Origin of the sequence: Phytobacter palmae (assembly GCF_039409775.1) — a bacterium.
Taxonomy (GTDB): domain Bacteria; phylum Pseudomonadota; class Gammaproteobacteria; order Enterobacterales; family Enterobacteriaceae; genus Phytobacter; species Phytobacter palmae.
Genome location: NZ_JBCIVJ010000026.1, coordinates 18,821 through 42,173, shown reverse-complemented (window position 1 = coordinate 42,173; position 23,353 = coordinate 18,821). Strand labels below are relative to the sequence as shown.

28 protein-coding genes are annotated in these 23,353 nt (G+C 51.5%); 7 read left to right on the top strand and 21 right to left on the bottom strand.

The genetic code is table 11. From position 1 onward, the window contains the following. Positions 1-277: 277 nt before the first annotated feature. Complete coding sequence (yodD, locus tag AAIG39_RS22340) at positions 278-508, bottom strand: YodD family peroxide/acid resistance protein (RefSeq protein WP_090087242.1); 231 nt, start codon at positions 506-508, stop codon at positions 278-280. Between the two features lie 128 nt (positions 509-636). On the opposite strand from yodD, the gene dsrB reads away from it, so the two are divergent. After that, positions 637-825: a protein DsrB gene (dsrB, locus tag AAIG39_RS22335; protein ID WP_090087239.1), complete on the top strand. Its 189-nt coding sequence runs from the start codon at positions 637-639 to the stop codon at positions 823-825. 41 nt (positions 826-866) lie between these two features. Here dsrB and rcsA read toward each other — a convergent pair whose 3' ends face one another. The 14 genes from rcsA to fliF all read right to left on the bottom strand — a co-directional run bounded on the left by rcsA (position 867) and on the right by fliF (position 12,467). Further along, the gene (gene rcsA, locus AAIG39_RS22330) at positions 867-1,490 is read right to left on the bottom strand and encodes a transcriptional regulator RcsA (protein ID WP_343194765.1); all 624 of its coding nucleotides are present in this window, start codon (positions 1,488-1,490) and stop codon (positions 867-869) included. A 281-nt stretch (positions 1,491-1,771) separates the two neighbouring features. Further along, complete coding sequence (gene fliR / locus AAIG39_RS22325) at positions 1,772-2,557, bottom strand: flagellar biosynthetic protein FliR (protein ID WP_090087236.1); 786 nt, start codon at positions 2,555-2,557, stop codon at positions 1,772-1,774. A gap of 7 nt (positions 2,558-2,564) precedes the next feature. Continuing rightward, positions 2,565-2,834 carry a flagellar biosynthesis protein FliQ gene (gene fliQ / locus AAIG39_RS22320; protein ID WP_090087234.1) on the bottom strand — a complete coding sequence of 90 codons (270 nt, stop codon included), beginning with the start codon at positions 2,832-2,834 and terminating at the stop codon, positions 2,565-2,567. A 9-nt stretch (positions 2,835-2,843) separates the two neighbouring features. Continuing rightward, positions 2,844-3,581, bottom strand: a complete 738-nt coding sequence (gene fliP / locus AAIG39_RS22315) for a flagellar type III secretion system pore protein FliP (protein WP_343194764.1) — start codon at positions 3,579-3,581, stop codon at positions 2,844-2,846. Then, a complete protein-coding gene (fliO, locus tag AAIG39_RS22310) occupies positions 3,581-3,955 on the bottom strand; it encodes a flagellar biosynthetic protein FliO (RefSeq protein WP_343194763.1) in 375 nt (124 codons plus the stop codon). Before fliO ends, fliP begins: the two co-directional genes overlap by 1 nt. Positions 3,956-3,963: 8 nt before the next feature. Further along, positions 3,964-4,377 (bottom strand): flagellar motor switch protein FliN, encoded by a 414-nt coding sequence (fliN, locus tag AAIG39_RS22305; RefSeq protein ID WP_047369775.1) that lies wholly within the window; start codon positions 4,375-4,377, stop codon positions 3,964-3,966. Next, positions 4,374-5,378 carry a flagellar motor switch protein FliM gene (gene fliM, locus AAIG39_RS22300; RefSeq protein ID WP_047369776.1) on the bottom strand — a complete coding sequence of 335 codons (1,005 nt, stop codon included), beginning with the start codon at positions 5,376-5,378 and terminating at the stop codon, positions 4,374-4,376. Before fliM ends, fliN begins: the two co-directional genes overlap by 4 nt. A gap of 4 nt (positions 5,379-5,382) precedes the next feature. After that, positions 5,383-5,862 (bottom strand): flagellar basal body-associated protein FliL, encoded by a 480-nt coding sequence (fliL, locus tag AAIG39_RS22295; protein ID WP_085007041.1) that lies wholly within the window; start codon positions 5,860-5,862, stop codon positions 5,383-5,385. A gap of 104 nt (positions 5,863-5,966) precedes the next feature. Next, positions 5,967-7,250 (bottom strand): flagellar hook length control protein FliK, encoded by a 1,284-nt coding sequence (gene fliK / locus AAIG39_RS22290; protein ID WP_090087230.1) that lies wholly within the window; start codon positions 7,248-7,250, stop codon positions 5,967-5,969. Beyond that, positions 7,247-7,690 carry a flagellar export protein FliJ gene (gene fliJ / locus AAIG39_RS22285; RefSeq protein WP_343194762.1) on the bottom strand — a complete coding sequence of 148 codons (444 nt, stop codon included), beginning with the start codon at positions 7,688-7,690 and terminating at the stop codon, positions 7,247-7,249. Before fliJ ends, fliK begins: the two co-directional genes overlap by 4 nt. Before the next feature lie 21 nt (positions 7,691-7,711). Beyond that, a complete protein-coding gene (gene fliI, locus AAIG39_RS22280; RefSeq protein WP_085007043.1) occupies positions 7,712-9,082 on the bottom strand; it encodes a flagellar protein export ATPase FliI in 1,371 nt (456 codons plus the stop codon). Then, the gene (gene fliH / locus AAIG39_RS22275; protein ID WP_090087226.1) at positions 9,082-9,786 is read right to left on the bottom strand and encodes a flagellar assembly protein FliH; all 705 of its coding nucleotides are present in this window, start codon (positions 9,784-9,786) and stop codon (positions 9,082-9,084) included. Before fliH ends, fliI begins: the two co-directional genes overlap by 1 nt. Beyond that, positions 9,779-10,786 (bottom strand): flagellar motor switch protein FliG, encoded by a 1,008-nt coding sequence (fliG, locus tag AAIG39_RS22270; RefSeq protein ID WP_090087224.1) that lies wholly within the window; start codon positions 10,784-10,786, stop codon positions 9,779-9,781. Before fliG ends, fliH begins: the two co-directional genes overlap by 8 nt. Further along, complete coding sequence (gene fliF / locus AAIG39_RS22265; RefSeq protein WP_090087222.1) at positions 10,776-12,467, bottom strand: flagellar basal-body MS-ring/collar protein FliF; 1,692 nt, start codon at positions 12,465-12,467, stop codon at positions 10,776-10,778. Before fliF ends, fliG begins: the two co-directional genes overlap by 11 nt. Positions 12,468-12,694: 227 nt before the next feature. Here fliF and fliE point away from each other — a divergent pair, with 227 nt between their 5' ends. After that, entirely contained in the window at positions 12,695-13,015 is a 321-nt protein-coding gene (gene fliE / locus AAIG39_RS22260) for a flagellar hook-basal body complex protein FliE (protein WP_090087220.1), read from the top strand. 83 nt (positions 13,016-13,098) lie between these two features. On the opposite strand, the gene yedF is transcribed toward fliE, so the two are convergent. Both yedF and yedE read right to left on the bottom strand, forming a co-directional pair. Beyond that, positions 13,099-13,329, bottom strand: a complete 231-nt coding sequence (yedF, locus tag AAIG39_RS22255; protein ID WP_343194761.1) for a sulfurtransferase-like selenium metabolism protein YedF — start codon at positions 13,327-13,329, stop codon at positions 13,099-13,101. Then, a complete protein-coding gene (gene yedE / locus AAIG39_RS22250; RefSeq protein WP_343194760.1) occupies positions 13,326-14,597 on the bottom strand; it encodes a selenium metabolism membrane protein YedE/FdhT in 1,272 nt (423 codons plus the stop codon). Before yedE ends, yedF begins: the two co-directional genes overlap by 4 nt. Before the next feature lie 123 nt (positions 14,598-14,720). On the opposite strand from yedE, the gene yedD reads away from it, so the two are divergent. Then, positions 14,721-15,134, top strand: coding sequence for a lipoprotein YedD (gene yedD, locus AAIG39_RS22245; protein WP_041851821.1), 414 nt, complete (start codon positions 14,721-14,723; stop codon positions 15,132-15,134). 39 nt (positions 15,135-15,173) lie between these two features. Here the strand turns inward: yedD and amyA are convergent, their stop codons facing one another. From amyA to fliD, 4 genes are all read right to left on the bottom strand, one after another. Beyond that, a complete protein-coding gene (gene amyA, locus AAIG39_RS22240; RefSeq protein WP_090087216.1) occupies positions 15,174-16,661 on the bottom strand; it encodes an alpha-amylase in 1,488 nt (495 codons plus the stop codon). Between the two features lie 66 nt (positions 16,662-16,727). Next, on the bottom strand, positions 16,728-17,090 hold the full coding sequence (fliT, locus tag AAIG39_RS22235) for a flagella biosynthesis regulatory protein FliT (protein ID WP_343194759.1): 363 nt from the start codon (positions 17,088-17,090) through the stop codon (positions 16,728-16,730). Beyond that, on the bottom strand, positions 17,090-17,500 hold the full coding sequence (fliS, locus tag AAIG39_RS22230; protein WP_085007045.1) for a flagellar export chaperone FliS: 411 nt from the start codon (positions 17,498-17,500) through the stop codon (positions 17,090-17,092). The genes fliT and fliS overlap by 1 nt, the downstream gene beginning before the upstream one ends. A 9-nt stretch (positions 17,501-17,509) precedes the next feature. Next, positions 17,510-18,943: a flagellar filament capping protein FliD gene (fliD, locus tag AAIG39_RS22225; protein WP_090087212.1), complete on the bottom strand. Its 1,434-nt coding sequence runs from the start codon at positions 18,941-18,943 to the stop codon at positions 17,510-17,512. Between the two features lie 334 nt (positions 18,944-19,277). Here fliD and AAIG39_RS22220 point away from each other — a divergent pair, with 334 nt between their 5' ends. The 4 genes from AAIG39_RS22220 to AAIG39_RS22205 all read left to right on the top strand — a co-directional run bounded on the left by AAIG39_RS22220 (position 19,278) and on the right by AAIG39_RS22205 (position 23,301). Continuing rightward, the gene (locus AAIG39_RS22220; protein ID WP_343194758.1) at positions 19,278-20,150 is read left to right on the top strand and encodes a flagellin N-terminal helical domain-containing protein; all 873 of its coding nucleotides are present in this window, start codon (positions 19,278-19,280) and stop codon (positions 20,148-20,150) included. Between the two features lie 182 nt (positions 20,151-20,332). Continuing rightward, complete coding sequence (locus tag AAIG39_RS22215; RefSeq protein WP_249573007.1) at positions 20,333-21,025, top strand: WbqC family protein; 693 nt, start codon at positions 20,333-20,335, stop codon at positions 21,023-21,025. 7 nt (positions 21,026-21,032) lie between these two features. Beyond that, a complete protein-coding gene (locus AAIG39_RS22210) occupies positions 21,033-22,019 on the top strand; it encodes a hypothetical protein (RefSeq protein ID WP_343194757.1) in 987 nt (328 codons plus the stop codon). 4 nt (positions 22,020-22,023) lie between these two features. Further along, the gene (locus tag AAIG39_RS22205) at positions 22,024-23,301 is read left to right on the top strand and encodes an ATP-grasp domain-containing protein (protein ID WP_343194756.1); all 1,278 of its coding nucleotides are present in this window, start codon (positions 22,024-22,026) and stop codon (positions 23,299-23,301) included. Positions 23,302-23,353 lie beyond the last annotated feature (52 nt).

The following is a 23,353-nucleotide window of genomic DNA, read 5'->3' as shown; positions in this document are numbered from 1 at the left end:
GCAGTCAGGTAAGACAAATCTCATTTTTACGTAAGGCCACTCAGCGAAAAATCAGTATCAAATACAGATAAGCGGCATGGCGCGGGCGTTGATAGATTTGCCCGCGATGGAAATATTGCGCCACTAAATTATTCAGGTCAGGAATATTACCTTGTCATGCAATAAGTTTGAGGATATGGTGCCAGTTACATCAGATTCCCTGGTGTAACGAATTTTCAAGTGCTTCTTGCGAGAGCAAGTTTTATCCCGGCCACCCCATGGCCGGGATTTTTTCTTTCTAGCGATTCACTTCCGTCACGCTAAAGTCGTGAATATCAAGCTCGAACGCCTCCGCCAGTTCACGCCAGGTGTGGTAGTCCCGCCCATCGATGCTAACGCGCTGACCATCGTCATCAGCGACCCGATGGATTTCGCTCTCGCAAATCTCGTTTATTGCAGCCAGCAGGGCATCAACGTCGACATTAACGTCCCGCTTTGCGGTGTCGCTGTACTCTTTCACTGTACTCATCCGTCTCACCTCATCGTCAGGCCCACCAACAAGTATAGTCGGTAGAAAAAATAGCCAGCCAAACGTGAGGAGGCTGCCAGTTATTGAGAATTGTTCTACACTGGCACAAATGAAACAGGAGGATGGATATGAAGGTAAACGATCGGGTTACGGTCAAGACGGACGGTGGTCCGCGCCGTCCGGGTGTCGTGCTGGCTATTGAAGAATTCAATGAAGGTACGATGTACCTGGTGTCACTTGATGATTACCCGCTCGGTATCTGGTTCTTTAATGAAAAAGGTCACCCGGACGGGATTTTTGTTGAACTCAGTGATTAATTTTATTCGCCCTCCGTTCAGGAGGGTGATCCTTCAAAGTCTTATCGCATATTTACAAAGATACCGCTGGTCACATTATCGGTCAGACGAACGACATGATAGAGCACCTGCTTATTATGCGTTTTAATTTTCCTTTTAATATTACCTTTATGAGATGATACCGTTTTAGCTTTAATATTCATCTGATCGGATATTTGGATGGTATCCTGCCCAGACATCCACATTTTGAGCATGCTGGATTCCGTCCGGCTCAGTGATAACGTGGGTAAATTAATGTGCCCAATACTCTTTTTCTCTTTACTAAGATAGTCAGCCAAAATATCGTCCAGCGACTCAGGCTTTATTGACTTTGAACTGATCAATAAATTCTTGCGGACTAACAAATATTCATCAAAGTGGATATTAGCTATTGCCATAAATACAATAAATAACGTCCGGGGGTGTTGAGTAATGATTTCTTTTATATGCTGACTGCTGACAGGATCATGAATGAAGCAGTCCTCATTAATAAACACCACCGTGGGCTGTAGTGCCACACATGCCGATTCGAGTTCATCAACGGTTGTTACGTCGTTAATTTCTCGTTTTTTTACCCCCCGGCTTGCGAGATACCCCGTTAGTCCCAACCGGGTATAACTGCATAGATCCATAATAATCGTTGACATGGCATACCCTCACTCAATGCGTAACGATAATTCACCCTCGCCAGAGGTCCCTGAACCACCAGGCAAAAAAGTAATAAACAATGAGCAGGACGACCTCAGGCGAAACCACTATCCCGTAAAGTTACGTATAATTTGCCAGGAATCATCTCAAAGTAAAGTAAATGTTGTGTTCTGTGAGAACCTTAAAAACAATTAACCCGCGTCAGGTATATCGTAGGGGGTGATTCCTTGAATTGATTTTAGGAATTTCCTTAGGAAGACTATATAAAAAGTATGGGTTGTTATTTCTTTGGCAGTTCACCGACTATATCGGCTAATAGATTGAAAATCTCACCAAATACACGTTCGGTGTAAGGCGCGATTAATGGCATCATGGCAACCATGAGCAAAATACCGACCGTCAATGTAATCGGGAAACCGATAACAAAAAGGGAGAATTGTGGAGACATTCGGTTCAATAAACCCATCGCCAGGTTAATGGTCAGCAGCAGGGTAATGATGGGTAATGCCAGCATAACGCCATTAACGAAAATCATACTCGCGGAGCGGGTAATGGCCATAAACGCGTCACTGTTCACCGGATCTCCGCCTATCGGTAGCGTATGAAAGGTATCCACCAGCATCGAAATCAGCCACAGATGGCCATTGAGAACTAAAAACAGCAGCATGGCCAGCATGTCCATGAAGCGGGCGAGGACAGGCATGTTGAGGTGGCTGGCAGGATCGACAAAGGTCGCGAACGACAGACCCATCTGTAAACCAATCAACTCGCCGGCATAACGGATGGTCGCGAAGGCAAACTGCATAGTAAAACCAAGCGCAATGCCAATCAGAAGCTGTTGTATCGCCAGCCATAAGCCATTCGCGGAAAACATGGTTGCGTTGACCGGGGGGAGTGTCGGCGCGACGATAAAGGTAATCACCAGACCCAACCCCATTTTTACGCGCCGGGGGATAGAGCGCTCACTCAGGATCGGGGCGGTCATAATCAGCGCCATAATGCGCAACAAGGGCCAGAAATACATGCTGAGCCATTGAAGCCATTGATCGCTGGTGACATGAAACATGCGGAGCCTATCCAATCATATAGGGCAGGTTGCTGTATAACGTGCGCATATAATCCAGCAGCAGATTGAGCATCCACGGCCCGGCAATGATGATAGTCACAAACACCGCAATGATTTTTGGAATGAACGATAGTGTCATTTCGTTAATCTGCGTAGCGGCCTGCAGGATGCTGATAATCAGACCCGTCACCAGGGCTACCAGGAGCAACGGAGCGGCGAGCGCGAGGGCAACTTTCATCGCCTCGGTGCCAATCATCATGACCGATTCAGGTGACATCTTTCACTCCTAACTGTAGAAACTTTGTGCCAGAGAACCGACCAGCAGTTGCCAGCCATCCACCAGCACGAACAGCATCAACTTGAAGGGCAGCGCAATAGTGGCAGGCGGCACCATCATCATCCCCAGCGCCATCAGGACGCTGGCGATCACCAGATCGATAATCAAAAACGGAATGAAGATCGTAAAACCAATCTGGAAGGCGGTTTTTAGCTCGCTGGTCAGATAGGCTGGCAGCAGGATTCGCATAGAGACAGCTTCCGGCCCCTGAATCGGCGGGCTATTGGATAAGCGGGCGAAGAGGGCGAGGTCGGCTTCGCGCGTCTGGCGCAGCATAAACTCACGCAGCGGCTGCGCGCCGCGCTCCAGCGCCACATCGACGGAAATCTTGTTTTCGCTAAAGGGCTGATAGGCGTCGGCGTAAATCTTATCGATGACCGGCGACATAATAAAAAAGGTTAAAAACAACGCCAGCCCCAGCATAACCTGGTTTGGCGGCGCGGAAGGCGTACCCAGGGCGTTACGCAGCAGACCAAACACGATGATGATACGGGTAAAACTGGTCATCATCAGCAGTACGGCAGGCAGGAAGGTCAGTGATGTGATAAAGACCAGTGTCTGTACTGGCAGAGACCAGCTTTGTCCGCCGTTGGCCAGCGGTTGACTCACCAGGCCCGGGAGTTGAGCAAATGCGGCAGGGGCAGCCAGCCATAATCCGACCAGCGCGAAAGGTAACAAACGGCGCATCAGGTTCTCCCGGAACGCTTAAGCAAATTCTTCATCACGGACTGAAAGTCCGGGGTCTTCTCTTTCATGTCTTCATTGTCGGCGGGGGTCGGAGGAAGCGTATGCAGCAAATTAATCTGCGAAGGGGTAACGCCCAGAACCAGGCGCGCATCTTCCACCTCAACAATGACCACGCGCTCACGTGGCCCTACGGAGGTAGTGGCACTGACTTTTAGTCCACGGCTTCCCGCAGATTTACCGGCAAATCCCAGACGCTTCGCCAGCCAGGCGACAATAAAAATTATCGCCAGAATCAACACCAGTGCGCCACTGACTTGCAGCAGTGGCGAACCCGGTACGTTTGACGGCTGGCTCACCGTGGCCTGGGTTTTCATGGGTGGCCTCAGCGGCTCAGGCGACGCATGCGCTCAGACGGGGTAATGATATCGGTAATACGTACGCCGTATTTATCCGCAACGACCACAACTTCGCCTTGTGCAATGAGGTAACCGTTGATCAGGATATCCAGCGGCTCACCGGCCAGACCGTCAAGAGCAACCACAGAACCCTGCGTCAGACGCAGCAGCTCTTTAATGGTCATACGCGTACGGCCAAGCTCTACGGTCAGTTTGACCGGGATATCCATAATCAGGTCGATATCCTGCAGGCTACCCGTGACGTCGCCCCCGCCCAGCTGCTGAAAGACAGCGTCAGCTGCACTTTTGCTGGTCGTGGTTTTTTGTTCGTTCAACGCGTCAGCCCACAGATCGTCCATTGCGCTACTGTTTTCATCGGACGGATTGTTCATATCACTCATTTGGGCTGTTCCTCATTCAGCGAATTCAAAATCGGGTTAATCAGATGCTCGACACGCAGGGCGTACTGACCATTTAGCGTGCCATACTGGCTGGTGAGTACAGGCACTCCGTCCACATGCGCAATGATGCGATCGGGTTTCTCGATCGGCAGGACATCGCCGGGCTTGAGCTTAAGTATCTGCGACAGCCGCAGTGAAATATCAGCAAAATTAGCAATCAGTTCCAGCTCAGAGTGCTGCACCTGGCGCACCAGGTTATCTCGCCAGTTCTGATCTTCCGAGCGGGAGTTCTCCAGCGGCGGGTTGACCAGCACTTCACGCAGCGGCTCTATCATGCTGAATGGCAGACAAATATTAAATTCACCCGTCAGGTTGCCAATCTCCACGTGGAATGGCGTGTTCACCACAATATCGTTAGGTGAGGTAGTGATATTGGTGAACTTAACCTGCATCTCTGAACGTACATATTCAACGTCCAGCGGATGGATAGCTTTCCATGCGTCACTGTAGCCCTCAAGCGCCAGCTTCAACATGCGGTTAATGACACGCTGTTCAGTATGCGTAAACTCGCGGCCTTCCACCTTCGTCGGGAATCGCCCGTCACCACCAAATAAGTTATCTACAGCAATAAAGACCAGGCTTGGGGAGAAAACAAACAATCCCGTACCGCGCAGTGGCTTAAGGTGGATAAGGTTAAGGTTGGTCGGAACCGGCAAGTTACGCGCAAACTCGTGATAGGGCTGAATGCGGATCGCGCCAACGGTAATATCCGGGCTACGACGCAACAGGTTAAACAACCCCATACGGAACTGGCGCGCGAAACGTTCATTAATAATTTCCAGCGCCTGCAGACGTTCACGTACTACGCGGCGCTGGGTATTCGGGTCATAGGGACGAATATCGCTATCGCCGCTTGCACCTGGCTTCGGAGCATCGCTCGTGTCGCTGTCTCCGTTGAGCAGCGCGTCGATTTCGGCCTGAGAAAGAATGCTATCGCCCATGTCTTTACCGCAGAATGAAAGCTGTATAAAGAACGTCAGTGACTTCTTGTTTCGGTTGCCCTGCCACTAACGGTGTTGCGATTGCTTCTTTAATCGCTGTAGCCAGTTGCTGCTTACCTTCGTCAGTGGCGAGCTTTGAGGCATCCTGACGTGAGAACAGCAACAGCAAACGGCTACGAACTTCTGGCAAATATTCGCTCAGTCTGGCACGCGTGACGTCATCTTTCAGACGCAGCGTGATGCCGATGTACAGCACACGATCCGCATCGCCCAGGTTTACCGTAAAGGTATCCAGTGCGAAGAATACAGGTGCAGGAGGCGGCGGCGGGGCTTCTGCCTCCGCTTTCGCGTCCGTGGACGGATGCTGTTGCATACGCCAGTAACTATAGCCAGCAGTCGCGCATGCAGCGAGGGTGATTAACACCAATAGCGGGATCCAGATTTTACGCTTACGTTTTTTTTTGTTGATAGCGGTGTCAGTCATCTGATACGTGCTTCCTGTTAGGTACTGCTCATAGTCTGATTATCCCGTGTCCTGTCCGCGTCAAAGCGCGGAAAAGACGGAGATAACCATGCTACCTCTGGCGTTTAGGCAAAGATATCGACCGCACCATTACCACGCGCCATCGATTGCAGGCTTGCAGGGGCGATCAGTGGCTCATCATCTTCCGTTGCCAGATTGCTTCCGCCACCTGTGCGCGAAGAGTGTTGTTGCGAAGAGAAAGATTGTTGCTGCCCGGCAAAACTCTCGCTACTAATGCTGCTTTGGCCCAGTTGGATGCCGTTCTCAGCCAGCGATGTCCGCAGTGTAGGCAGTGCAGCCTCCAGCGCCTGACGAACGTGGCTGTGCGGCGACACCATTTGAATTTGTGCCAGATTGTCATCGAGTTTCAGGGAAATTTGCACCTGGCCAAGATCTTCCGGGTGCAGATGCAACTCGGCGCTTTGCTGACCCTGACGGGTAAACATAGTGACATGTTGGCTGAGCGTCTGTTGCCACTCATGGCTGCCTAACGGTGCACTCAGAACGGCAGAAGAGATCGGCGCACTGGCCTGGGCTGATGAGGCATTACTGACAACCGGCGCGATACTGGCGGTTGTATTGATGGTCATCGTGGCATTGTCCGCATCTTGTTTCGCTGCGGGAGCCAGCGCGCTGCCAAAAATGCCCGCCTGCTGTTGTGCGGCGTCATGATCGGCAGGCACAGATGTTCCTGGCGCTGCAGTATTTGCGTTAGCGTCTTTTTGTGCACTGGCTGCCAGGGTCGCAAGATCAACGCCAACTCCGCTACGTTTTGTCGTACCCGACGCGCTGGTGGCGGTGGTAGCGACCTCGGCGGTCGATTTCGCCGGTGCCAGCTGTGCGCTTTGCTGATGGGGCAGCATTGCCATCAAAGCGCTGAGACCCGCCAGCTCTTCTTCGCTTAAATCGCTGCTGTCATCGTCAGTGGTCGCATTAGCGGCTGTATCAGTTTTTCCGGGCACAGCAAGAATGCCGTTTTTGATTTCCGGCATCAGGCCCGATAACAGCGCCTGCACCTGGGTTTTATCGTCAGTAACCTGTGTATCGATATCCGTTTTTGCCGTTTGGCGGGCCAGTAAATCTGCCAGTTTCTGTGCAGGACTCTGCGCATCGTCAGAAGACAATGCGCGCAGATTTTTCAGCGACTTGCCGCTGGCGGCTTGCAGGTCGGCAAGGGTTAAGGTTGTCTTGCCCTCAGCGTCAGTGCCGGTAAGCGTTTTCCCGTCAAGGGCGCCTGCCAGCAGGGCAAGAAAATCTTGTGCCGTATCACCGCTCGTTTTGCCGACACCTGTCTGCACACCGGAGGTTGCATCCACATCTGTCGAAAGCAATTTCTGCAAGTTGATCATTCATTTTTCCTCTGGGATGCGCGTTGTGCAAACTCATCCATTTTCTTTTGATCAAGGCGGTTTTCCGCCTGTAATGCGGCAGCGTTTTGTCTTTCCTGCAGAGTTTGCCATGCCTGCAAGCGTTGCTTTTTCTCTCGCCAGCAATTCAGCGCAGTGTCAACTTTTTCATTCCACTGCAACAGTTGCTGTCGATGCTGCTCAATGGCTTTTTCCAGCGTCTGAATAAACTGCTGATAGTTTTGCCAGCGCTGGGCTCCAATCCCCTGGCTCATATCATTATTCAGGTTGTTGCGGTATTCATGCTGATAATCCATCAGCATTTTTAGCTGCTCTTCCGCTTGCTGGCAACCGCGGCGCATTTCACCCAATCTCAGGGCTGCGTCGTCAACTTCTTTCTCTGCCAAATCCTTTAGCGTCGTTAATGCGCTAATTTGCGTCATATTCGTCGCTCTCCCACTGCGTTATGCGTTCGGGAAAATAAGTTCAAGGGCTTGTATTGAATCTTCCCACCCGGCACGTTCGAAAATGCCTTGTTGTAAAAAAGCCTCAAGCTGCGGCCACAATGCGATAGCTTTATCCAGCATCGGGTCACTGCCGCGCGCGTATGCGCCAACGCTCACCAGATCACGGTTTCGCTGGAAGCTCGACAACAGCTGTTTGAAATTTCTTACTCTGGCGTAATGTTTTTCCGTAATCAGGGCCGTCATCGCACGACTGATAGACGCTTCGATGTCGATGGCAGGGTAGTGTCCTGCCTCTGCCAGCCGTCGGGACAGTACGATATGTCCATCCAGAATGGCGCGCGCTGAGTCGGCAATAGGATCCTGTTGGTCATCCCCTTCGGTCAGGACGGTATAAAAGGCGGTAATGGAGCCACCGCCGCTAATACCATTGCCTGCACGTTCCACCAGCGCCGGTAATTTGGCAAAGACGGAGGGTGGATAACCTTTGGTGGCGGGCGGCTCGCCGATCGCCAGCGCGATCTCGCGCTGGGCCATCGCATAACGCGTCAGGGAATCCATTATCAGCAGAACGTGCTGACCGCGGTCGCGAAAATCTTCCGCAATGCGGGTGGCGTAGGCCGCCCCCTGCATACGTAATAACGGCGAGACATCCGCAGGTGCGGCGATCACAACCGAACGAGCGCGACCGTCGGCACCAAGAATATTCTCGATAAAATCTTTGACTTCACGGCCACGCTCACCGATAAGCCCGACCACGATAACGTCAGCCTGGGTATAGCGGGCCATCATGCCTAATAAAACGCTCTTACCCACGCCGGAACCGGCAAACAGCCCCATACGCTGGCCGCGACCTACCGTTAACAAGGCGTTAATGGCGCGCACGCCAGTATCCAGCACATGCTCGATAGCGGTACGTTGTAGCGGGTTGAACGGCTGGGTGATCAGCGCGCCGGTTTCACCGGTATCCGGTGTCGGCATGCCATCGAGTGGTTTGCCGCTACCATCCAGTACACGACCAAGAAGGGCAGGGCCAAGCGGCAGTTGTTTGCTGCTTTGCAAACCATCGCCAAGAATACTTTTCGCATAGACGCGAGCGCCGGGAAGGATGCCTTCCACTTCTTCGAGTGGCATAAGGAACAGGCGCTGCCCGTTAAAGCCGACAACTTCGCTTTCGACTTCTCTGGTTTCGCCGTTTTCCTGACGTTCAATAACGCAGGTAGCGCCCAGCGGCAGTTGCAGACCTGTTGCTTCCAGCACCAGACCGGTAGCACGCGTCAAACGACCATAACGACGCACGGATGGCAGTTGCGCCATGCGGGCTTCGAAATTATCGAGCGAAGTCAGCCATCGGGTCAGACGTGCAGTCATCAAACGACTCCCGGTGCCGCAAGACGGCACAGTTCCTGCCAGCGCGTTGCCACGCTGGCGTCGAGATCGCCCTCATCGGCAGAGACTTTACAGCCACCTGGATGCAGGGTCGGGTCACCGCGCAGACGCCAGCCATGCAGGCTAAGTGTCGCGCCAAGCATCTCTTCTACGCGTTGCAAATCATCAGGATGCACGCGCAACTGCGGTTTACCGCTGAACAGAGGTTCCTGTTGCAGCAGCATCTGGATTTGTTTAATCAGGGCGCCGTTATCCACGCACGCGGCCTGGCCGATGACCTGACGCGCGGCTTCAAGCGCCATCTGCATCAGGCGGGAGGCAATCACGCTGTCCAGCGCATCCAGGGTGTACTGAAATTCGCTAACCAGTTGTTGCATGCGGGCATGGATAGGTGCCTGTTGCTGGCGCGCCTGGTTCATACCATTTTCATAGCCCTGAGCGAGGCCTTCCTGGTAACCTTGCTCCTGGCCTTTTTGTCTGCCTTCTGCCAGACCTGCATTATAGCCTGCTTCATGCGCCTGCATCTGTATCTGAGCCAACTGCTGCTGACGCTTTTGCTCAGCAGATTGTTCGTCTTCGACCTCTACACCCGGTTCATCGCTAGTGGAGAGGGCGGCGATAAACTCCGGTACTGGTACAGCAAGGTCTTCTGGCGTCCAGATCTTCCACGGCAATTCATTAGACATAGGTATCCTCGCCGCTGCCAATTACCATCTCGCCGGTTTCGGCCAGACGACGAACAATAAGCAGAATGGCTTTCTGCTCGTTTTCCACCTGCGACAGACGGACCGGGCCACGGTTGGCAAGGTCGTCGCGCAGGATATCCGCCGCACGCTGAGACATGTTGCGCAGGAACTTGTCGCGCAGCGGTGCTTCGGAGCCTTTGAGCGCGATAAGCAGGGATTCGGAATCCACTTCCTGCAGCAGGCGCTGGATACTGCGGTCGTCCACATCCACGAGGTTTTCGAACAGGAACATCTCGTCGATAATTTTTTGTGCCAGCTCGCCATCGAATTCGCGAACCGCAGAAATAACAGCTTCTTCCTGCTGGGTTTTCATCAGGTTGATGATCTCCGCCGCCGTTCTCACGCCGCCCATTTTGCTGCGCTTGAGATTCTGGCCGTCGAGCAGGTTGTTGAGTACTTCGGTCAGTTCGGCCAGCGCGGCTGGCTGTACGCCACCGAACGTGGCGATACGCAGCATGACGTCATGGCGCAGACGCTCATCAAACAAGGCAAGAATATCGGCAGCCTGACCACGTTTGAGGTGGACAAGGATGGTGGCGATAATCTGCGGGTGCTCGTCGCGAATAAGGTCGGCAGCACTCTGTGGTTCCATAAAGTTGAGCGTCTCGATACCGCTTGTGGTATCGCGGGTTTCGAGAATATCTTCCAGCAGGCTGGCGGCACGCTCTTCGCCGAGCGCTTTCACCAGTACCGTACGCAGGTAGTCGTTGGCGTTGATATTCAGCGCAGCGAATTGCTCCGCCTCGCCCTCAAATTCCTGCAGTACTTCCACTAATTGTTTATTAGAGAACTGACGCATGCTGGCCATGGCGGTACTGAGATGCTGCACTTCCCGCTGGGACAGATGCTTGAACACTTCCGCTGCGCGATCTTCTCCAATGGTCATTAGCAGAATGACGCTTTTATCGGTACCGGTAAGGCCGGTTGCATTATTGCTCATTTTCAGTACTCATCCACTGGCGAATGACCAGCGCCACAACGCGCGGATCGTTGTCTGACATCTCACGAATGCGTTGGCTCATCACCTCGGCACTCAGACGCTGATTATTACGACGCTGCTGGAGTTGTTCGTCTTTACTGAGACGAACTTCCACGGACTCTTCAATTTCAGCACGAGCGCGCTGCGCTTCCTGTATCGCTTTCGCCTCTTCCTGACGGCGAACCAGTTGCGGGCGAACTGCTTTACGCCACAGCAGCCAGGCGACAATCAGAACCAGTAGCCAGCGACCTGCAGTCAACATCTGATCGATGAAGCTCTGCTGTTGCCAGAATGGAAGTTGACCACCCACATCGTCGGTTGCGTTGAACGGTGAGTTCACCACGTTCAGGGTATCGCCGCGTTTTTCGGTGTAGCCCATGGCTTCGCGGGTCAGGTCTTCAATTTGCTTAAGCTGGTCAGCGGTCAGCGCTTCGGTCTTGCCATCTGCCAGGGTGCGGTAGTTCACCACTACGGCCACAGAGAGACGCTCAATATCGCCGACATTCATCTTGGTGTGACGAATGGTGCGGTCTACTTCGTAGTTTGCCGTTTCGTTACGGGTGGTATTGCGCGGCACTGTGTTGTTTGTGGTTGAAGATGCCGTCTGCTGACCATTTTGATTTTGCTGTCCGTTCTGCTGATTCGCCTGTGGCGTGGTTATCGGTGCAGCATTGGCCGGGGCAGGCTGGTTAGACAGCGCACCCGGTACGCCGCCCGGATAACTTCCACCAATCTGCTCGCTTTCATTGGTCTGGCGAGAACGCAGCACCGCCTGAGAGGCATCGCCGTTTGGCTGGTATTGCTCTTCGGTTTGTTCTTTGTTCGCAAAATCAATCTGCGCAGTAACCTGGGCGTGGACGTTACCGTTACCGACGATGGGCGCAAGAATGGATTCAATACGGCGCTGTACGCGGCCTTCGACATCTGCTGCGTATTTCAACTGCGCATCGTTCAGGTCACGGCCAGCGGTGTTCGACTGCGTTAACAGGCGACCACTCTGATCCACTACGGTCACATTACCCGGCGGCAGACCAGCAACGGCGCTGGAAACCAGGTGAACAATCGCCGTGATTTGACCGTCATCCATGGCGCGACCCGGTGCCAGGTTGACTGTGATCGAGGCAGAGGGCGATTTTTGTTCACGCACGAATAAAGACGGTTTTGGCATCGCGAGGTGGACGCGTGCGGTTTTCACCGGACCCAGTGTTTCAATGGTGCGAGCCAGTTCGCCTTCCAGCGCGCGCTGATAGTTAACCTGCTCGCTGAACTGGCTGATGCCAAATTTTTCCTGATCCAGCAATTCGAAACCGACAGCACCGCCTTTTGGCAGACCCTGTTGCGCGAGACGCAGACGCAGTTCGTGAACTTTATCTGCCGGAACTTCAATAGCCCCACCGTTCTCAGAGAAACGGTAGGGGATATTCATTTGCGTTAATTGGGTAACGATAGCCCCGCCGTCCTGGTCGGAGAGGTTGCTATAAAGGGTGCGGTAGTCAGGGCTTTTTGCCCACAGTACCATGGCGACGACGATAGCAACGGCTGCTGCCGCCGCCACCATTAATGGGATCCTGGGGTTCGCGCGCAAGCGGTTGAGCCACTCCAGAGATTTATTCTGTGGTGCAGAAGTTGCAGTCGCACTCATTGCGCACCTCGTAACTCAGGGTGGATGTTGTTATTTGAGTAGTGAAACAAAACAGACTCCCGGATCGGCAAACTCGAAATTTGTCCATTAACATGGCTATGCCATTATTTGATGATTCAGAATTTTCTATGCCTCAAATAACCTGGTTTTTTATCGTTATTTACCGCCATTATCTTATTGACGAACTGGTAACCTTATCCGCGTATCAAACCATCCGGGGATAATCCATGGCAATTCAGGGTATAGAAAGCGTTATCAGCCAACTGCAGTCGACGGCAAGTCTGGCGAAAAATCAAAGTGTTGATAACGCTGACAGCGTTCAGACGGTGAGTTTTGCCGGGCAATTGCATGCCGCGCTGGACCGAATCAGCGATACGCAGACCGCAGCGCGTACTCAGGCTGAAAAATTCACCCTTGGCGAACCGGGCGTGGCGTTGAATGACGTAATGACCGACCTACAGAAATCATCCATTTCCCTGCAGATGGGTGTCCAGGTACGTAACAAACTTGTTTCGGCCTATCAGGACATCATGAATATGCAGGTTTAGTTTGTTTACTGACTGCCCCATCCGGGGCAGTCACTTTTTTCACCGAAAGATTTCCGGTGAGCCTTCCTTTTGCCGTGTTTTCCCTATTTCTGAATCATATAGCGAATTGTTGGTCCATCCTGCTGGATGTCCAGTACCGTATAGCCATGGTTTCGCGCATCGACGGGGATGTTATTGATTGACTGCGGGCAGTCGCTGACGACCTCCAGAATCTCGCCTTTTTTTAGCCGCGGCAGTGCTTCCAGCGTCGCTACCGCCGGGTAAGGGCAGGGTTCACCCGTCATATCCAGACGGTAATCGGGTACGATATTCATGCGGTCTCCTTAATTGCCGCCCGCGATGCGCGGCGGAAAAACTGTTTTTCCCAGCCAATAACAAAGAGCAGGGCGAGAAGCAGCAGGGAGTACGTCACCAGCAATCCGCCGAGCGGACCAAACGTTTTCAGCAGGTTCACTTTATCCCAGTTTGTGGCGAGTGCAGGGGAGATGTCATCCCAGAAGTAAGCCAGCAGGGTTGAACCTATAACATTACCCAGACCGACCCACCAGTAATGTACCTGGCCTTCAACGGCACGGTACATCCAGCCGGTTTCACAGCCGCCTGCCAGCACAATGCCAAAGCCAAACAGTAAGCCACCGATAACAGCATTTGGGCCGGCCCACATGATTTTGGCTTCCACACCCAACTGGATGTAACTGAAAATACCGATCGCGCTGGCCGCCATGCCGAAAATAATGGCTTTCGCCATCAGCGTACGACCCGTTATCCACATATCGCGGAAGGCGGAGGTGAAGCAAATTTGCGCCCGTTCAATCAGCAAACCAAAGCCCACGCCGAACAGCATGGCCAGCCCCAGCTTCGGCTGGTTCATGGCGGTCAGCAGAGCCCAGCCAATCATCCCGGCGAATATCAGCATACCCAGACGGAAGCGCCGACGCGCCTGGTCTGCGTTTTGTGTAAGTGGTGATGCCGCTGAGACTTTCTGCATTTTTACCGGAATGCGGAACAGGGGGAGGAGTGTAAAGCGGGCGCCCATCCATGAACCGATGGCCGTGGCGACAGCAAAAAACCAGGCGTGTAGCGAGAATTGTGGAATGCCGGTAAAGAAGGCTGCCAGATTACAGCCCATTGCCAGACGTGCGCCAAAGCCAGCGATAATCCCGCCGACGATAGCCTGGATAATACGGATACGATGCTGCGGCAGGCGTAGTTTTACGTTGTTTGCCCATAAGGCTGCGGCAAAGCAACCGCCAAACATGCCGATAATCATCATGCCGTCTATCCGGGTCAGTGGTGTGCCATCAAGATGAATGAGTCTGAAGTAACCCCACTCCTCCGTATGCACGCCCGCCAGCTGCAGGAGCTGGCCGCCCCAGCGGGTAAATTCCCCGGTCACGGCCCAGAAGGTGCCGGTAATGCCGAAATAGTAGGTGGAAAGGATCCCGGCTGCGATAACCGCCGGAACAGGTGACCAGAATTTAATCAGGAAGGTCGTTTTAATGTGTTGCCATGACATGGTATTAGCCTCTGAACTCAGAAGGAACCAACAAGTTATGAACCGGAAAATGCCCGGGACGCGCATATTACCTGTGTTTAATGAATGGAAACCTGTACTCAGTCAAAATTCGGGTCTGGTATGATGAAACCCTGGTGGCCGAGGGCGTTTAGTGCCACACTCATTCTGTCGCGAAAAGCAGGAAAGATGATGAAAAAACAACTGATTATTGGCGCAATGCTGGCACTGAGTGGTTGCGTTCAGGTGGATGATTTTACCTCGGTGGTCAAGCATCCGGCCCCGGAAGGGCTGGCGGGGAACTGGCAGACAGTGGGACCGCAAAGCAGTCTGGTCAGCCCTGAGGCTATTGCCTCGCTGATCATAACTCCAGAAGGGGATACGCTGGATTGCCGTCAGTGGCAACGCGTGATTGCGGTACCGGGCAAGCTGATGCCCAGAGGGGATGACTGGTATAACGTGACGCAACAGCGCGATATCTATCGCCTTGAGCGCGACGGTAGCCAGCTGGAGTATGACGGCATGACCTTGCGTCGGGTTGATAAGCCGACCGTCGAGTGCACGCAGGCGCTGGCAAAGAAAACGGTTATTGGCGTTAAACCCTGAACGAAGGCGCTGAGGGAGTCCTTTCGCTCAGCGCACTCATCACAGCACCTCTTCCAGTACCCAGACGCTGACACTCCCGCCATCACAGCAAAATGTGCCTTCACCGTTTTCATCGGTGGTGACACTCTCCTGGCGATATCCCAGATAATCACGCCACACTTTATTGCCGTAGTTCGCACCGAGATTCAGCGTTTTCTCGCCGTCATCACCGTTAGACATCACGACAACACAGCCAGGATTGTCTTGCGTCCCGCTACGGCTAAAGGCGATACAGTTCGGATGATCGAACCAGAGTCTCTGCACACCGTGGGCAAAGCGCTGGCGAGCAAGGATGAGTTGGTCCAGCTTTTCGATAACTGGCATATCGACACGGTGTGTTCCACCATCGCCACCTGTATCTTCGTAACTTGCGCCAAACAGATCCGGGTAGAACACAGACGGTACGCCGTTTTCCCGTAGCAGAATGAGGGCATAGGCCAGGGGCTTAAACCAGGCTTCTACCGGCGCTTCCAGCGCCTGAAGAGGCTGCGTGTCATGATTAGCGACCAGCGTCACGGCATGAAACGGGTCTGCTTCTACCAGAGTACCGGTAAAAATCTGGCTCATATCGTAGTCGCTGCCCTGCTTTGACGCTTCATGAAAATTCATATGCAGCGGCGCGTCGAACAGCATGGTCTTGCCCTCAACCTGATCAATGTACTGCTGCAATTTATCTACGTCGTGAGACCAGTATTCGGCGACGATAAACAGGGGCTCAGGCGCCACATCCTGAACATGTTCTATCCATTCTTTATAGAACCAGGCGGGAATATGTTTCACGGCATCAAGGCGAAAACCGTCACAGTGCGTCTGATCCATCACCCAGCGCGCCCAGTATTTGATCTCTTCGGTCACGGCCCGGTTACGAAAATCGATATTCGCCCCCATCAGGTAATCAAAGTTACCCATCTCGTCATCTACCTGATCGTTCCAGCCTTCGCCGGTGTAATCATTGATGATTTTAAAGACGCCGTCTTCTGTGGGATTTTCAATATGGTCGATTCCGCTAAAGCACTTGAAATCCCAGATAAATTTTGAATATTTGCCCTGGCGGGCAGGGAAGGTATAGCGCGTCCAGGCTTCGCATTCCAGCACGGTGTCGTCAATTTGTGTCCGGTCTTGTTCGTTCACACGATTAACGCGAATCGCCTCTTTTTCATCGGCGCCCATTTTATGGTTTACAACCACATCCAGGAGAACAGCAATGCCATGGCTGTGGAGTGCGTCGATAGCGGCGTGAAGCTGATCCTTATCGCCATATTTTGTGGCCACAGATCCCTTTTGATCAAATTCACCTAAATCAAAGAGATCGTAGGTGTCATAACCCACAGAATAGCCGCCGGACGCGCCTTTATACGCGGGCGGTAACCAGACCATGTTGATGCCAAGATCCCTTAAACTGGCAGCACGCGCCTGAAGTTCAGGCCACAACTTGCCGCCGTCGGGGTAATACCAGTGAAAGGTCTGCAATAAAGTGGGGTTGTTCATCTTCCTTGCTCCAGAAGTCGCGTCATTGGACTTCTGGAGTATGGAAGAAAACCATCAGATTGGTGGTTACTGATTTAAATTATTTGGGAATAAGATTTTCCCGGACAAATTACCATAAGCTGTGGTCAGAGACTGTTGCTTACCTGTTTTATCAATCAGATGGCGCAGCTCTTCCATTCGGTGCTGTAACAGCGCCTTGAGTTCGGCTTCATTTGACAACACCATTCCCAGCAGCTCTTTAGCCTGCTGAGTTTGTAGTTTGTTGCCTGGTGAAATCGGATTGCGGGCAATACTCTCTACAAGCTGTACGTAGTTGACTTCCTGTTCAATCAATTCATCCCATTTACCTGAATGGGCGAGATTTAGCATGGTGATGCTCAGAGCATGCAACGCATGCCAGTCGGTAAGAGATGGGATGAAGTTAGTCATCAACGCATGTCCTGATGAGTAGAAGCCGATGTGTTAATTTGTTTCCACGCATCAGCGATATTGTTCAGCAGTCCCTCTACCTCGATGATGCCTTCCACGTCGTTATGCAGGTTTGACTGTAACAAACGGCGCACCATATAGTCGTAAAGCGATGCCATATTTCGAGGGAGCTCACCCTCAACATCCATGTCCAGCCCTGCCTTGAGACCGTTATCTATAATGCTGATAGCATGTGAAAGTGCCTGGCCTTTTGACACCAAATCCCCTTGCTCGAGGAAAAGTCGTGCCCGGACAAGGGCACTATGTGCCCCGTCAAAAAGCATGACAATAAGCTGATGTGGGCTTGCGCTCATTACAGCACTTTCCAGCCCGACTTTTTGGTACGAATTAGCACCACTTTGACTATACATATCAAATCCTTAACTGCGGGAACTAAACTGCTGCGTTAAGTAAGTTGCGGTACTGTTTAACTTACTGACCATTGTGTCAAGCGCAGTAAATTGCGCCTTGTAGCGCGCCATGGTTGCTTCAATTGTTGCTTCCATATCGGTATAACGCTGATCAAGAGTCTTAATGGTCTTGTTAATACCGTCTTGCGCATTCTGGATAACGCCCGTTTTACCTGTCGCGGTGCTCAGCATCGACGTCAGGGTATTGTTCATCTTGGTCGCTAAACCAGTCTTACTACCGTCACCAATAAAATAGGCCTGTACCAGGTCCGGGTTGTCGGTTAACGCTTTCGATAACTTGGTCGAATCCACCGTTAATGTTCCGGTTGAGCCATCGGAACCGGTGACCGGATTCTGGGTAATCCCAAGTTGAGCCAGAATTTTGTAATTGCCGCTCTGGCTTTGTACATCTGTCAGCAGGGAACGCAGTTGCGATTGAATCGAACGCACGTTCGAATCGCCCAGCAGCGCGCCGTTACTGGAGGACTGGCTATCAGCACCTGCATCCACGGCAACATACTTCGTTACGCTTGCGATGGTGGATTGCAGTGAGTTATAGGCGGTAACCCAGTTATTAATAGCCGTGGTGTTAGCGTCCGTTGCACGGCCGATACTCAGCGTTTCATCTGCTGTACTTTTTGATTTGAGCGTCAGTGTCACACCGGGCAATGCATCAGTAATGGTGTTGCTTGCACGTTCAATCGCAACATTATTAATGGAGAGCTTCGCATTCTGAGACTGTGTCTGCACGGTAAGGGCAGTCGTGCTGCTGTCATGACCAATCTTCTGTTGCAGGGTATCATCGCCTGTAACGGTGACTGTCATATCATAATCGGTACCGGTCGATTTTGAGGTCAGCATCAGGCGATAGTCGCCATCAGTTGCCTTCATTACCGTCGCGGTAACGTTGCCATTCGCTTTGTTGATGGCATTAGCGATACCGGTCAATGACGTTTCAGAATCTGATAATTTTACCGTCAGCGGCGTTTTCGTTCCCGGCTGGGTAATGGTAATAGTACGAGTATTGTCAGTCGTCGTTCCGCCAAGCTGTGTGGTATTGCTGGCAATACTGGATGACATCAGTACTTGCGCTTTCGCCACCTGACTTACGTTAACAGTATAATTCCCTACGGTTGCATCACTGGTCGTGGCCGTAGAGAAAGACGTGTTAGTACTATTAACTGTTGTTGAGTTCCATGTAGCTGCTTTACCCAACGCCGCTGTTGCGGTTTGCAGGCTGGTTAAGGCACTTTGCAACTTACCATACGCACTTAATTGAGCGGTATATGTGGTCTTCTGGTTGGTAATCGTTGTCAGCTTGGTGTTTTCAGCTGCTTCCAGGTTGTTGTACAACGTGGTTAGATCCAGACCGGAACCTACACCAAGGTTACTAATAGAAGCCATGTCTGTTTTCCTTTGCGTCTTGTGTGTAACTTGACTCTCTATCGGCAACTCGAGCAAAAAGTTTACACACCCTATGAAAAAATAATCGACAGAAAAGCGGGAGCAGTTAGTGGTAAATAAGAGGATTGTAGAAGACAAAAACCGCAACGAAAAGGCGGTTTTTTGAGCTAAAAAGACGCTTTAAGAAATTTAAATATATTAAAAACAAAGAGATAAAAGTTTTTATCGATTATTTCTAAAGTCCTTCGAAGATGCGCCGATACCCTTGTTGACGGTGAGAGACGCCGTAAGTGTTAGGCACCGACCCTAAATCAATTTTTGAAGGAAAGTAATTATGGCAGTTATCAATACTAACCTGTTGTCACTGACTACTCAGAACAACCTGAACAAATCTCAGTCTGCGCTGGGCACTGCTATTGAGCGTCTGTCCTCCGGTCTGCGTATCAACAGCGCAAAAGATGATGCGGCTGGTCAGGCAATCTCCAACCGTTTCACTGCAAACATCAAAGGTCTGACTCAGGCTTCTCGTAACGCGAACGACGGTATCTCTATTGCTCAGACTGCCGAAGGTTCTCTGAACGAAATCAACAACAACTTGCAGCGTATCCGTGAGCTGGCAGTTCAGGCTCAGAACGGTACCAACTCCGGTTCCGACATCGACTCCATCCAGTCTGAAGTTAACCAGCGTCTGGACGAGATCAACCGTGTTGCAAGCCAGAGCCAGTTCAACGGTATCAAAATCCTGGCTGGTTCTAACTCTGCAACCACTATCTCTATCCAGGTTGGCTCTAAAGATGGCGAGAAAATCGACATCACCATCTCTGGCAACAGCGGCTGGAACAAATTCGACGCAACGGGTACCACCGGTGTTACCACTGGTCTGGCTTCTGGCGAAACTCGTAGCATCAAAGCTAAAGGCTTCGACGTTCTGGCAACCAACGTACTCAACTCTATCGACGATGCACTGAAAGCTGTTGATACTCAGCGTTCAGACCTGGGTGCGATTCAGAACCGTTTCGATTCTACTATCTCCAACCTGAACAACACCGTGACTAACCTGTCCGCAGCGCAGTCCCGTATTCAGGATGCTGATTACGCGACCGAAGTTTCTAACATGAGCCGAGCGCAGATTCTGCAACAGGCAGGTACTTCTGTACTGGCTCAGGCGAACCAGGTTCCGCAGTCTGTACTGTCCCTGCTGCGTTAATAATACGCTTCAATGTGGCACTGAAAACCAACCCTTCGGGGTTGGTTTTTTTTTGCCCTTACGCCGGCTAATTTCATAAACAGAATATCGATCCTCTGCCTTTTTGCTCTATGGTGAAAGCACCGCAATGTTACGATAATTTTTCTTTCGCGCGTTGGCAGTAATAATAAGGATAAAGGAAGATGAATGTTGCCATAATGCAGCCCTACTTTTTTCCATGGATAGGGTACTTCCAGCTTATCTATCAGTCCGATGTCTTCGTGCTCTACGACGATGCTAACTTTATCAAGCAGGGATATATCAATCGCAACAGCATTCTTGTTGATGGACAGGCGCAGAGATTTACGTTACCAGTACCCTCAGCGTCATCATTCAGGCGAATCGGCGAACTGACATTCTCTGTCCACGTTGAGAAAATCTCGCGAACTCTCGAGCAAAGTTATCGCAAAGCCCCTTATTTTACTGACGTCATGCCACTGGTGGAAAAAGCGTTATGGAACAGAGATCGCGATATTACAACGTGCTGCCAGGTCGCGATTGACGGTGTATCAGGTTATCTTGGACTGGAGCAAAAAATAGTACGATCCTCCAGCCTGACTTATGATCGCAATGAAAATGCTGAGAACAAGGTCATTGGTATTTGCAAAGCGCTGGAAGGCGACAGGTATGTAAACAGTACCGGGGGACGTCATTTATACAGTGCGAAAGCGTTTGCTGAACACGGTATTACGCTGCGATTTTTGCAGGCGAAGAACACCGCATATTCACAAGGCGCACATGATTTTGTGCCCTATCTTTCGATGATTGATGTTTTGATGCACTGTGAGCCTGAGCAGGTGAGGCAGGCATTAAAGAATTTTAGCTACGTTGACTGAATTCAGAATGGCAAATAAAACATTCGGCGGTTACTTCCCATTGGAATTACCTCCTGCCGGCGCACATTATTACCCACATGCCAGAGCGTACCACTCGGCGCGCGGTGCCCTTTATCATCTTTTAGGATGCGTGCGGCCGCAGCGCCTCTGGTTACCCAGGCTGATTTGCCAGAGTGTTATTGATGCCGTTGTTGCCGCGAGGGTAGAAATTGTCTGGTACAGACTCGCGGACGATTACCTTCCGTTGTTATCCTTGCCGTTTGAAAAAGAAGATTGCCTTCTTTATGTCGATTATCTGGGGCAGGGTGGAGAGCAGAAAGAAAAGCTTTCGCGAATGATTCCTGCTGAACGGATCATTTTCGATCACTCTCAGGCATTTTTTCAGCAACAATATCCGGCATTGGCCAACCTCTATTCGCCGCGGAAGTTTTTTGGTGTTTCTGATGGTGGATTTCTGGAGACACAGATTGATTTACCGTTCCCTGATATTCAGGATCGGGAGTCGCTCCATCATTTTTCCCATCTTTTAGTTCAGCATGAGCATGGCACTTCTGCAGGCTATGCCGATTTTCAGCAGGCGGAGTCAGCGCTTCATACCATCACGGCCAGGAAAATGTCCGCATTAACGGAACGAATATTGCGTTCAGTTGATTACGAACGTATCAGGAAAGTCCGCGAGCGGAATTATGCTCTGTTGAGTGAATCGCTGGGCTCTCTTAATGCATTCCGTTTTTCAAAGGCCCCTGTCGCCGGGCCATTTTGCTATCCGTTTTTCTACCCGACAAGAGCATTACATCAGGCGCTTATTGCCCGGGGCGTTTATGTCGCCACCTACTGGCGCGAAGTTCTTGAACGGGTTGAGCCTGACAGCATCGAGGCGAACTTTGTCAATTATATGATCCCATTGCCGTGCGATCAGCGCTATAGCGAAGAGGACATTAAGCAACTTAGTGAGATTGTCAGGTCTGTGGTTACGGCTGAGGCTAAGGAATAAAAAAATGAAAAAAATAAATGTGCTCGTTTTCCCCTGCGGATCGGAAAACGCAGGAGAGATCGCGCAATCGCTTCGTTATTCGCTCCATATTAACCGGCTGATCGGCGCATCAAGCTGCGAAGATCACGGGCGTTTTCATTTTGCGGATTATATTGGTGATGTTCCCTTTATCAACGCACCGGAATTTGATTCTTATTTCAGAGAGATGCTGATTACCCATGAGATTGACGTCATTTTTGCTACCCACGATACGGTATGCGAAAAACTGGCGGAAATGGGGGATTTATCCGGTTGCTATCTCGTTAACGGCAATCGGGAAACCACGCGCATTGCTCGTCGTAAAAGCCTGACGTATAAGCGATTTGCTGGCGCAAGCTGGATTCCGCATGTCTACGCCATCGGAGAAATGCCGAAAAGCTGGCCGGTTATCGTTAAACCTGACTGTGGCCAGGGGGGCAATGGCATCGCACTTGCAGAGAATGAGGAGCAACTGGCGCAAGCTATTGCCAGTCGCGATCTGCCCGTAGTGGTCGAATATTTGCCTGGCCGCGAGCTGACGGTGGATTGTTTTACCAACCGGCGCGGCGAACTCGTCTGGGTGGGGCCGCGTACGCGTGAGCGGGTAAGGGCGGGCATCACGATGCGTTCGCAAAGTGTCGCCCCTGACGACGAGATCGCCACTATTGCACGCGAAATTAACGCCGGATTAACTTTAAGAGGTCCCTGGTTTTTCCAGCTGAAACAAGACAGAGAGCAGCGCTGGAAATTACTTGAAGTATCGTGTCGCATCGCCGGGACGATGGTGGCCCAACGCGCTCTCGGTGTTAATTTACCGCTTATGGCATTGCATGATTTTATGGGAAGAGATGTGATTCCGCTGGTCACGCCGCATGTGACGCTTATTGAGCGATCTATCCGCACCCGCGCAGCCACGACGCTGCAATATCAGCGCGTCTATGTCGATCTGGATGATACGCTGATTATTCGTCAGCAACCTAACCCTGTGCTACTGGCTTTTTTGTATCAAAGTCGCGCCCATGGTAAATCACTGCATTTAATTACCCGCCACGAGAAAAAACCGCTCGAGACATTAAAACAGGCGGCGATTTCACCGCTGTTATTTGATGAAATCATCCATTTGCAAGACACAGTTAAAAAATCAACGCATATAAAAGGTCCGGCAATTTTCATTGATAACTATTTTCCGGAGCGCCTGGACGTTGCACAACTGGATGATGTTCTGGTGCTGGACGTTGATGCCGTCGATTTTTATCTGGAGTAATAAAATTACATTTCACGAATTAAACTATATTGTTGATTTTATTTGGTAAGTT

Coding starts and splice junctions, on each gene's coding strand:
- yedD (WP_041851821.1), top strand. CDS start 14,721: ATGAAAAAACAACTGATTATTGGCGCAATGCTGGCACTGAGTGGTTGC.
- fliG (WP_090087224.1), bottom strand. CDS start 10,786: ATGAGCAATAATGCAACCGGCCTTACCGGTACCGATAAAAGCGTCATT.
- yodD (WP_090087242.1), bottom strand. CDS start 508: ATGAGTACAGTGAAAGAGTACAGCGACACCGCAAAGCGGGACGTTAAT.
- AAIG39_RS22210 (WP_343194757.1), top strand. CDS start 21,033: ATGGCAAATAAAACATTCGGCGGTTACTTCCCATTGGAATTACCTCCT.
- fliN (WP_047369775.1), bottom strand. CDS start 4,377: ATGAGTGATATGAACAATCCGTCCGATGAAAACAGTAGCGCAATGGAC.
- rcsA (WP_343194765.1), bottom strand. CDS start 1,490: ATGTCAACGATTATTATGGATCTATGCAGTTATACCCGGTTGGGACTA.
- fliE (WP_090087220.1), top strand. CDS start 12,695: ATGGCAATTCAGGGTATAGAAAGCGTTATCAGCCAACTGCAGTCGACG.
- AAIG39_RS22205 (WP_343194756.1), top strand. CDS start 22,024: ATGAAAAAAATAAATGTGCTCGTTTTCCCCTGCGGATCGGAAAACGCA.
- yedF (WP_343194761.1), bottom strand. CDS start 13,329: ATGAATATCGTACCCGATTACCGTCTGGATATGACGGGTGAACCCTGC.
- yedE (WP_343194760.1), bottom strand. CDS start 14,597: ATGCGCGTCCCGGGCATTTTCCGGTTCATAACTTGTTGGTTCCTTCTG.
- fliF (WP_090087222.1), bottom strand. CDS start 12,467: ATGAGTGCGACTGCAACTTCTGCACCACAGAATAAATCTCTGGAGTGG.
- AAIG39_RS22215 (WP_249573007.1), top strand. CDS start 20,333: ATGAATGTTGCCATAATGCAGCCCTACTTTTTTCCATGGATAGGGTAC.
- fliJ (WP_343194762.1), bottom strand. CDS start 7,690: ATGACGCAAATTAGCGCATTAACGACGCTAAAGGATTTGGCAGAGAAA.
- fliO (WP_343194763.1), bottom strand. CDS start 3,955: ATGAAAACCCAGGCCACGGTGAGCCAGCCGTCAAACGTACCGGGTTCG.
- fliD (WP_090087212.1), bottom strand. CDS start 18,943: ATGGCTTCTATTAGTAACCTTGGTGTAGGTTCCGGTCTGGATCTAACC.
- fliS (WP_085007045.1), bottom strand. CDS start 17,500: ATGTATAGTCAAAGTGGTGCTAATTCGTACCAAAAAGTCGGGCTGGAA.
- fliQ (WP_090087234.1), bottom strand. CDS start 2,834: ATGTCACCTGAATCGGTCATGATGATTGGCACCGAGGCGATGAAAGTT.
- fliI (WP_085007043.1), bottom strand. CDS start 9,082: ATGACTGCACGTCTGACCCGATGGCTGACTTCGCTCGATAATTTCGAA.
- fliT (WP_343194759.1), bottom strand. CDS start 17,090: ATGACTAACTTCATCCCATCTCTTACCGACTGGCATGCGTTGCATGCT.
- fliP (WP_343194764.1), bottom strand. CDS start 3,581: ATGCGCCGTTTGTTACCTTTCGCGCTGGTCGGATTATGGCTGGCTGCC.
- fliK (WP_090087230.1), bottom strand. CDS start 7,250: ATGATCAACTTGCAGAAATTGCTTTCGACAGATGTGGATGCAACCTCC.
- fliR (WP_090087236.1), bottom strand. CDS start 2,557: ATGTTTCATGTCACCAGCGATCAATGGCTTCAATGGCTCAGCATGTAT.
- AAIG39_RS22220 (WP_343194758.1), top strand. CDS start 19,278: ATGGCAGTTATCAATACTAACCTGTTGTCACTGACTACTCAGAACAAC.
- fliL (WP_085007041.1), bottom strand. CDS start 5,862: ATGACTGACACCGCTATCAACAAAAAAAAACGTAAGCGTAAAATCTGG.
- fliM (WP_047369776.1), bottom strand. CDS start 5,378: ATGGGCGATAGCATTCTTTCTCAGGCCGAAATCGACGCGCTGCTCAAC.
- amyA (WP_090087216.1), bottom strand. CDS start 16,661: ATGAACAACCCCACTTTATTGCAGACCTTTCACTGGTATTACCCCGAC.
- dsrB (WP_090087239.1), top strand. CDS start 637: ATGAAGGTAAACGATCGGGTTACGGTCAAGACGGACGGTGGTCCGCGC.
- fliH (WP_090087226.1), bottom strand. CDS start 9,786: ATGTCTAATGAATTGCCGTGGAAGATCTGGACGCCAGAAGACCTTGCT.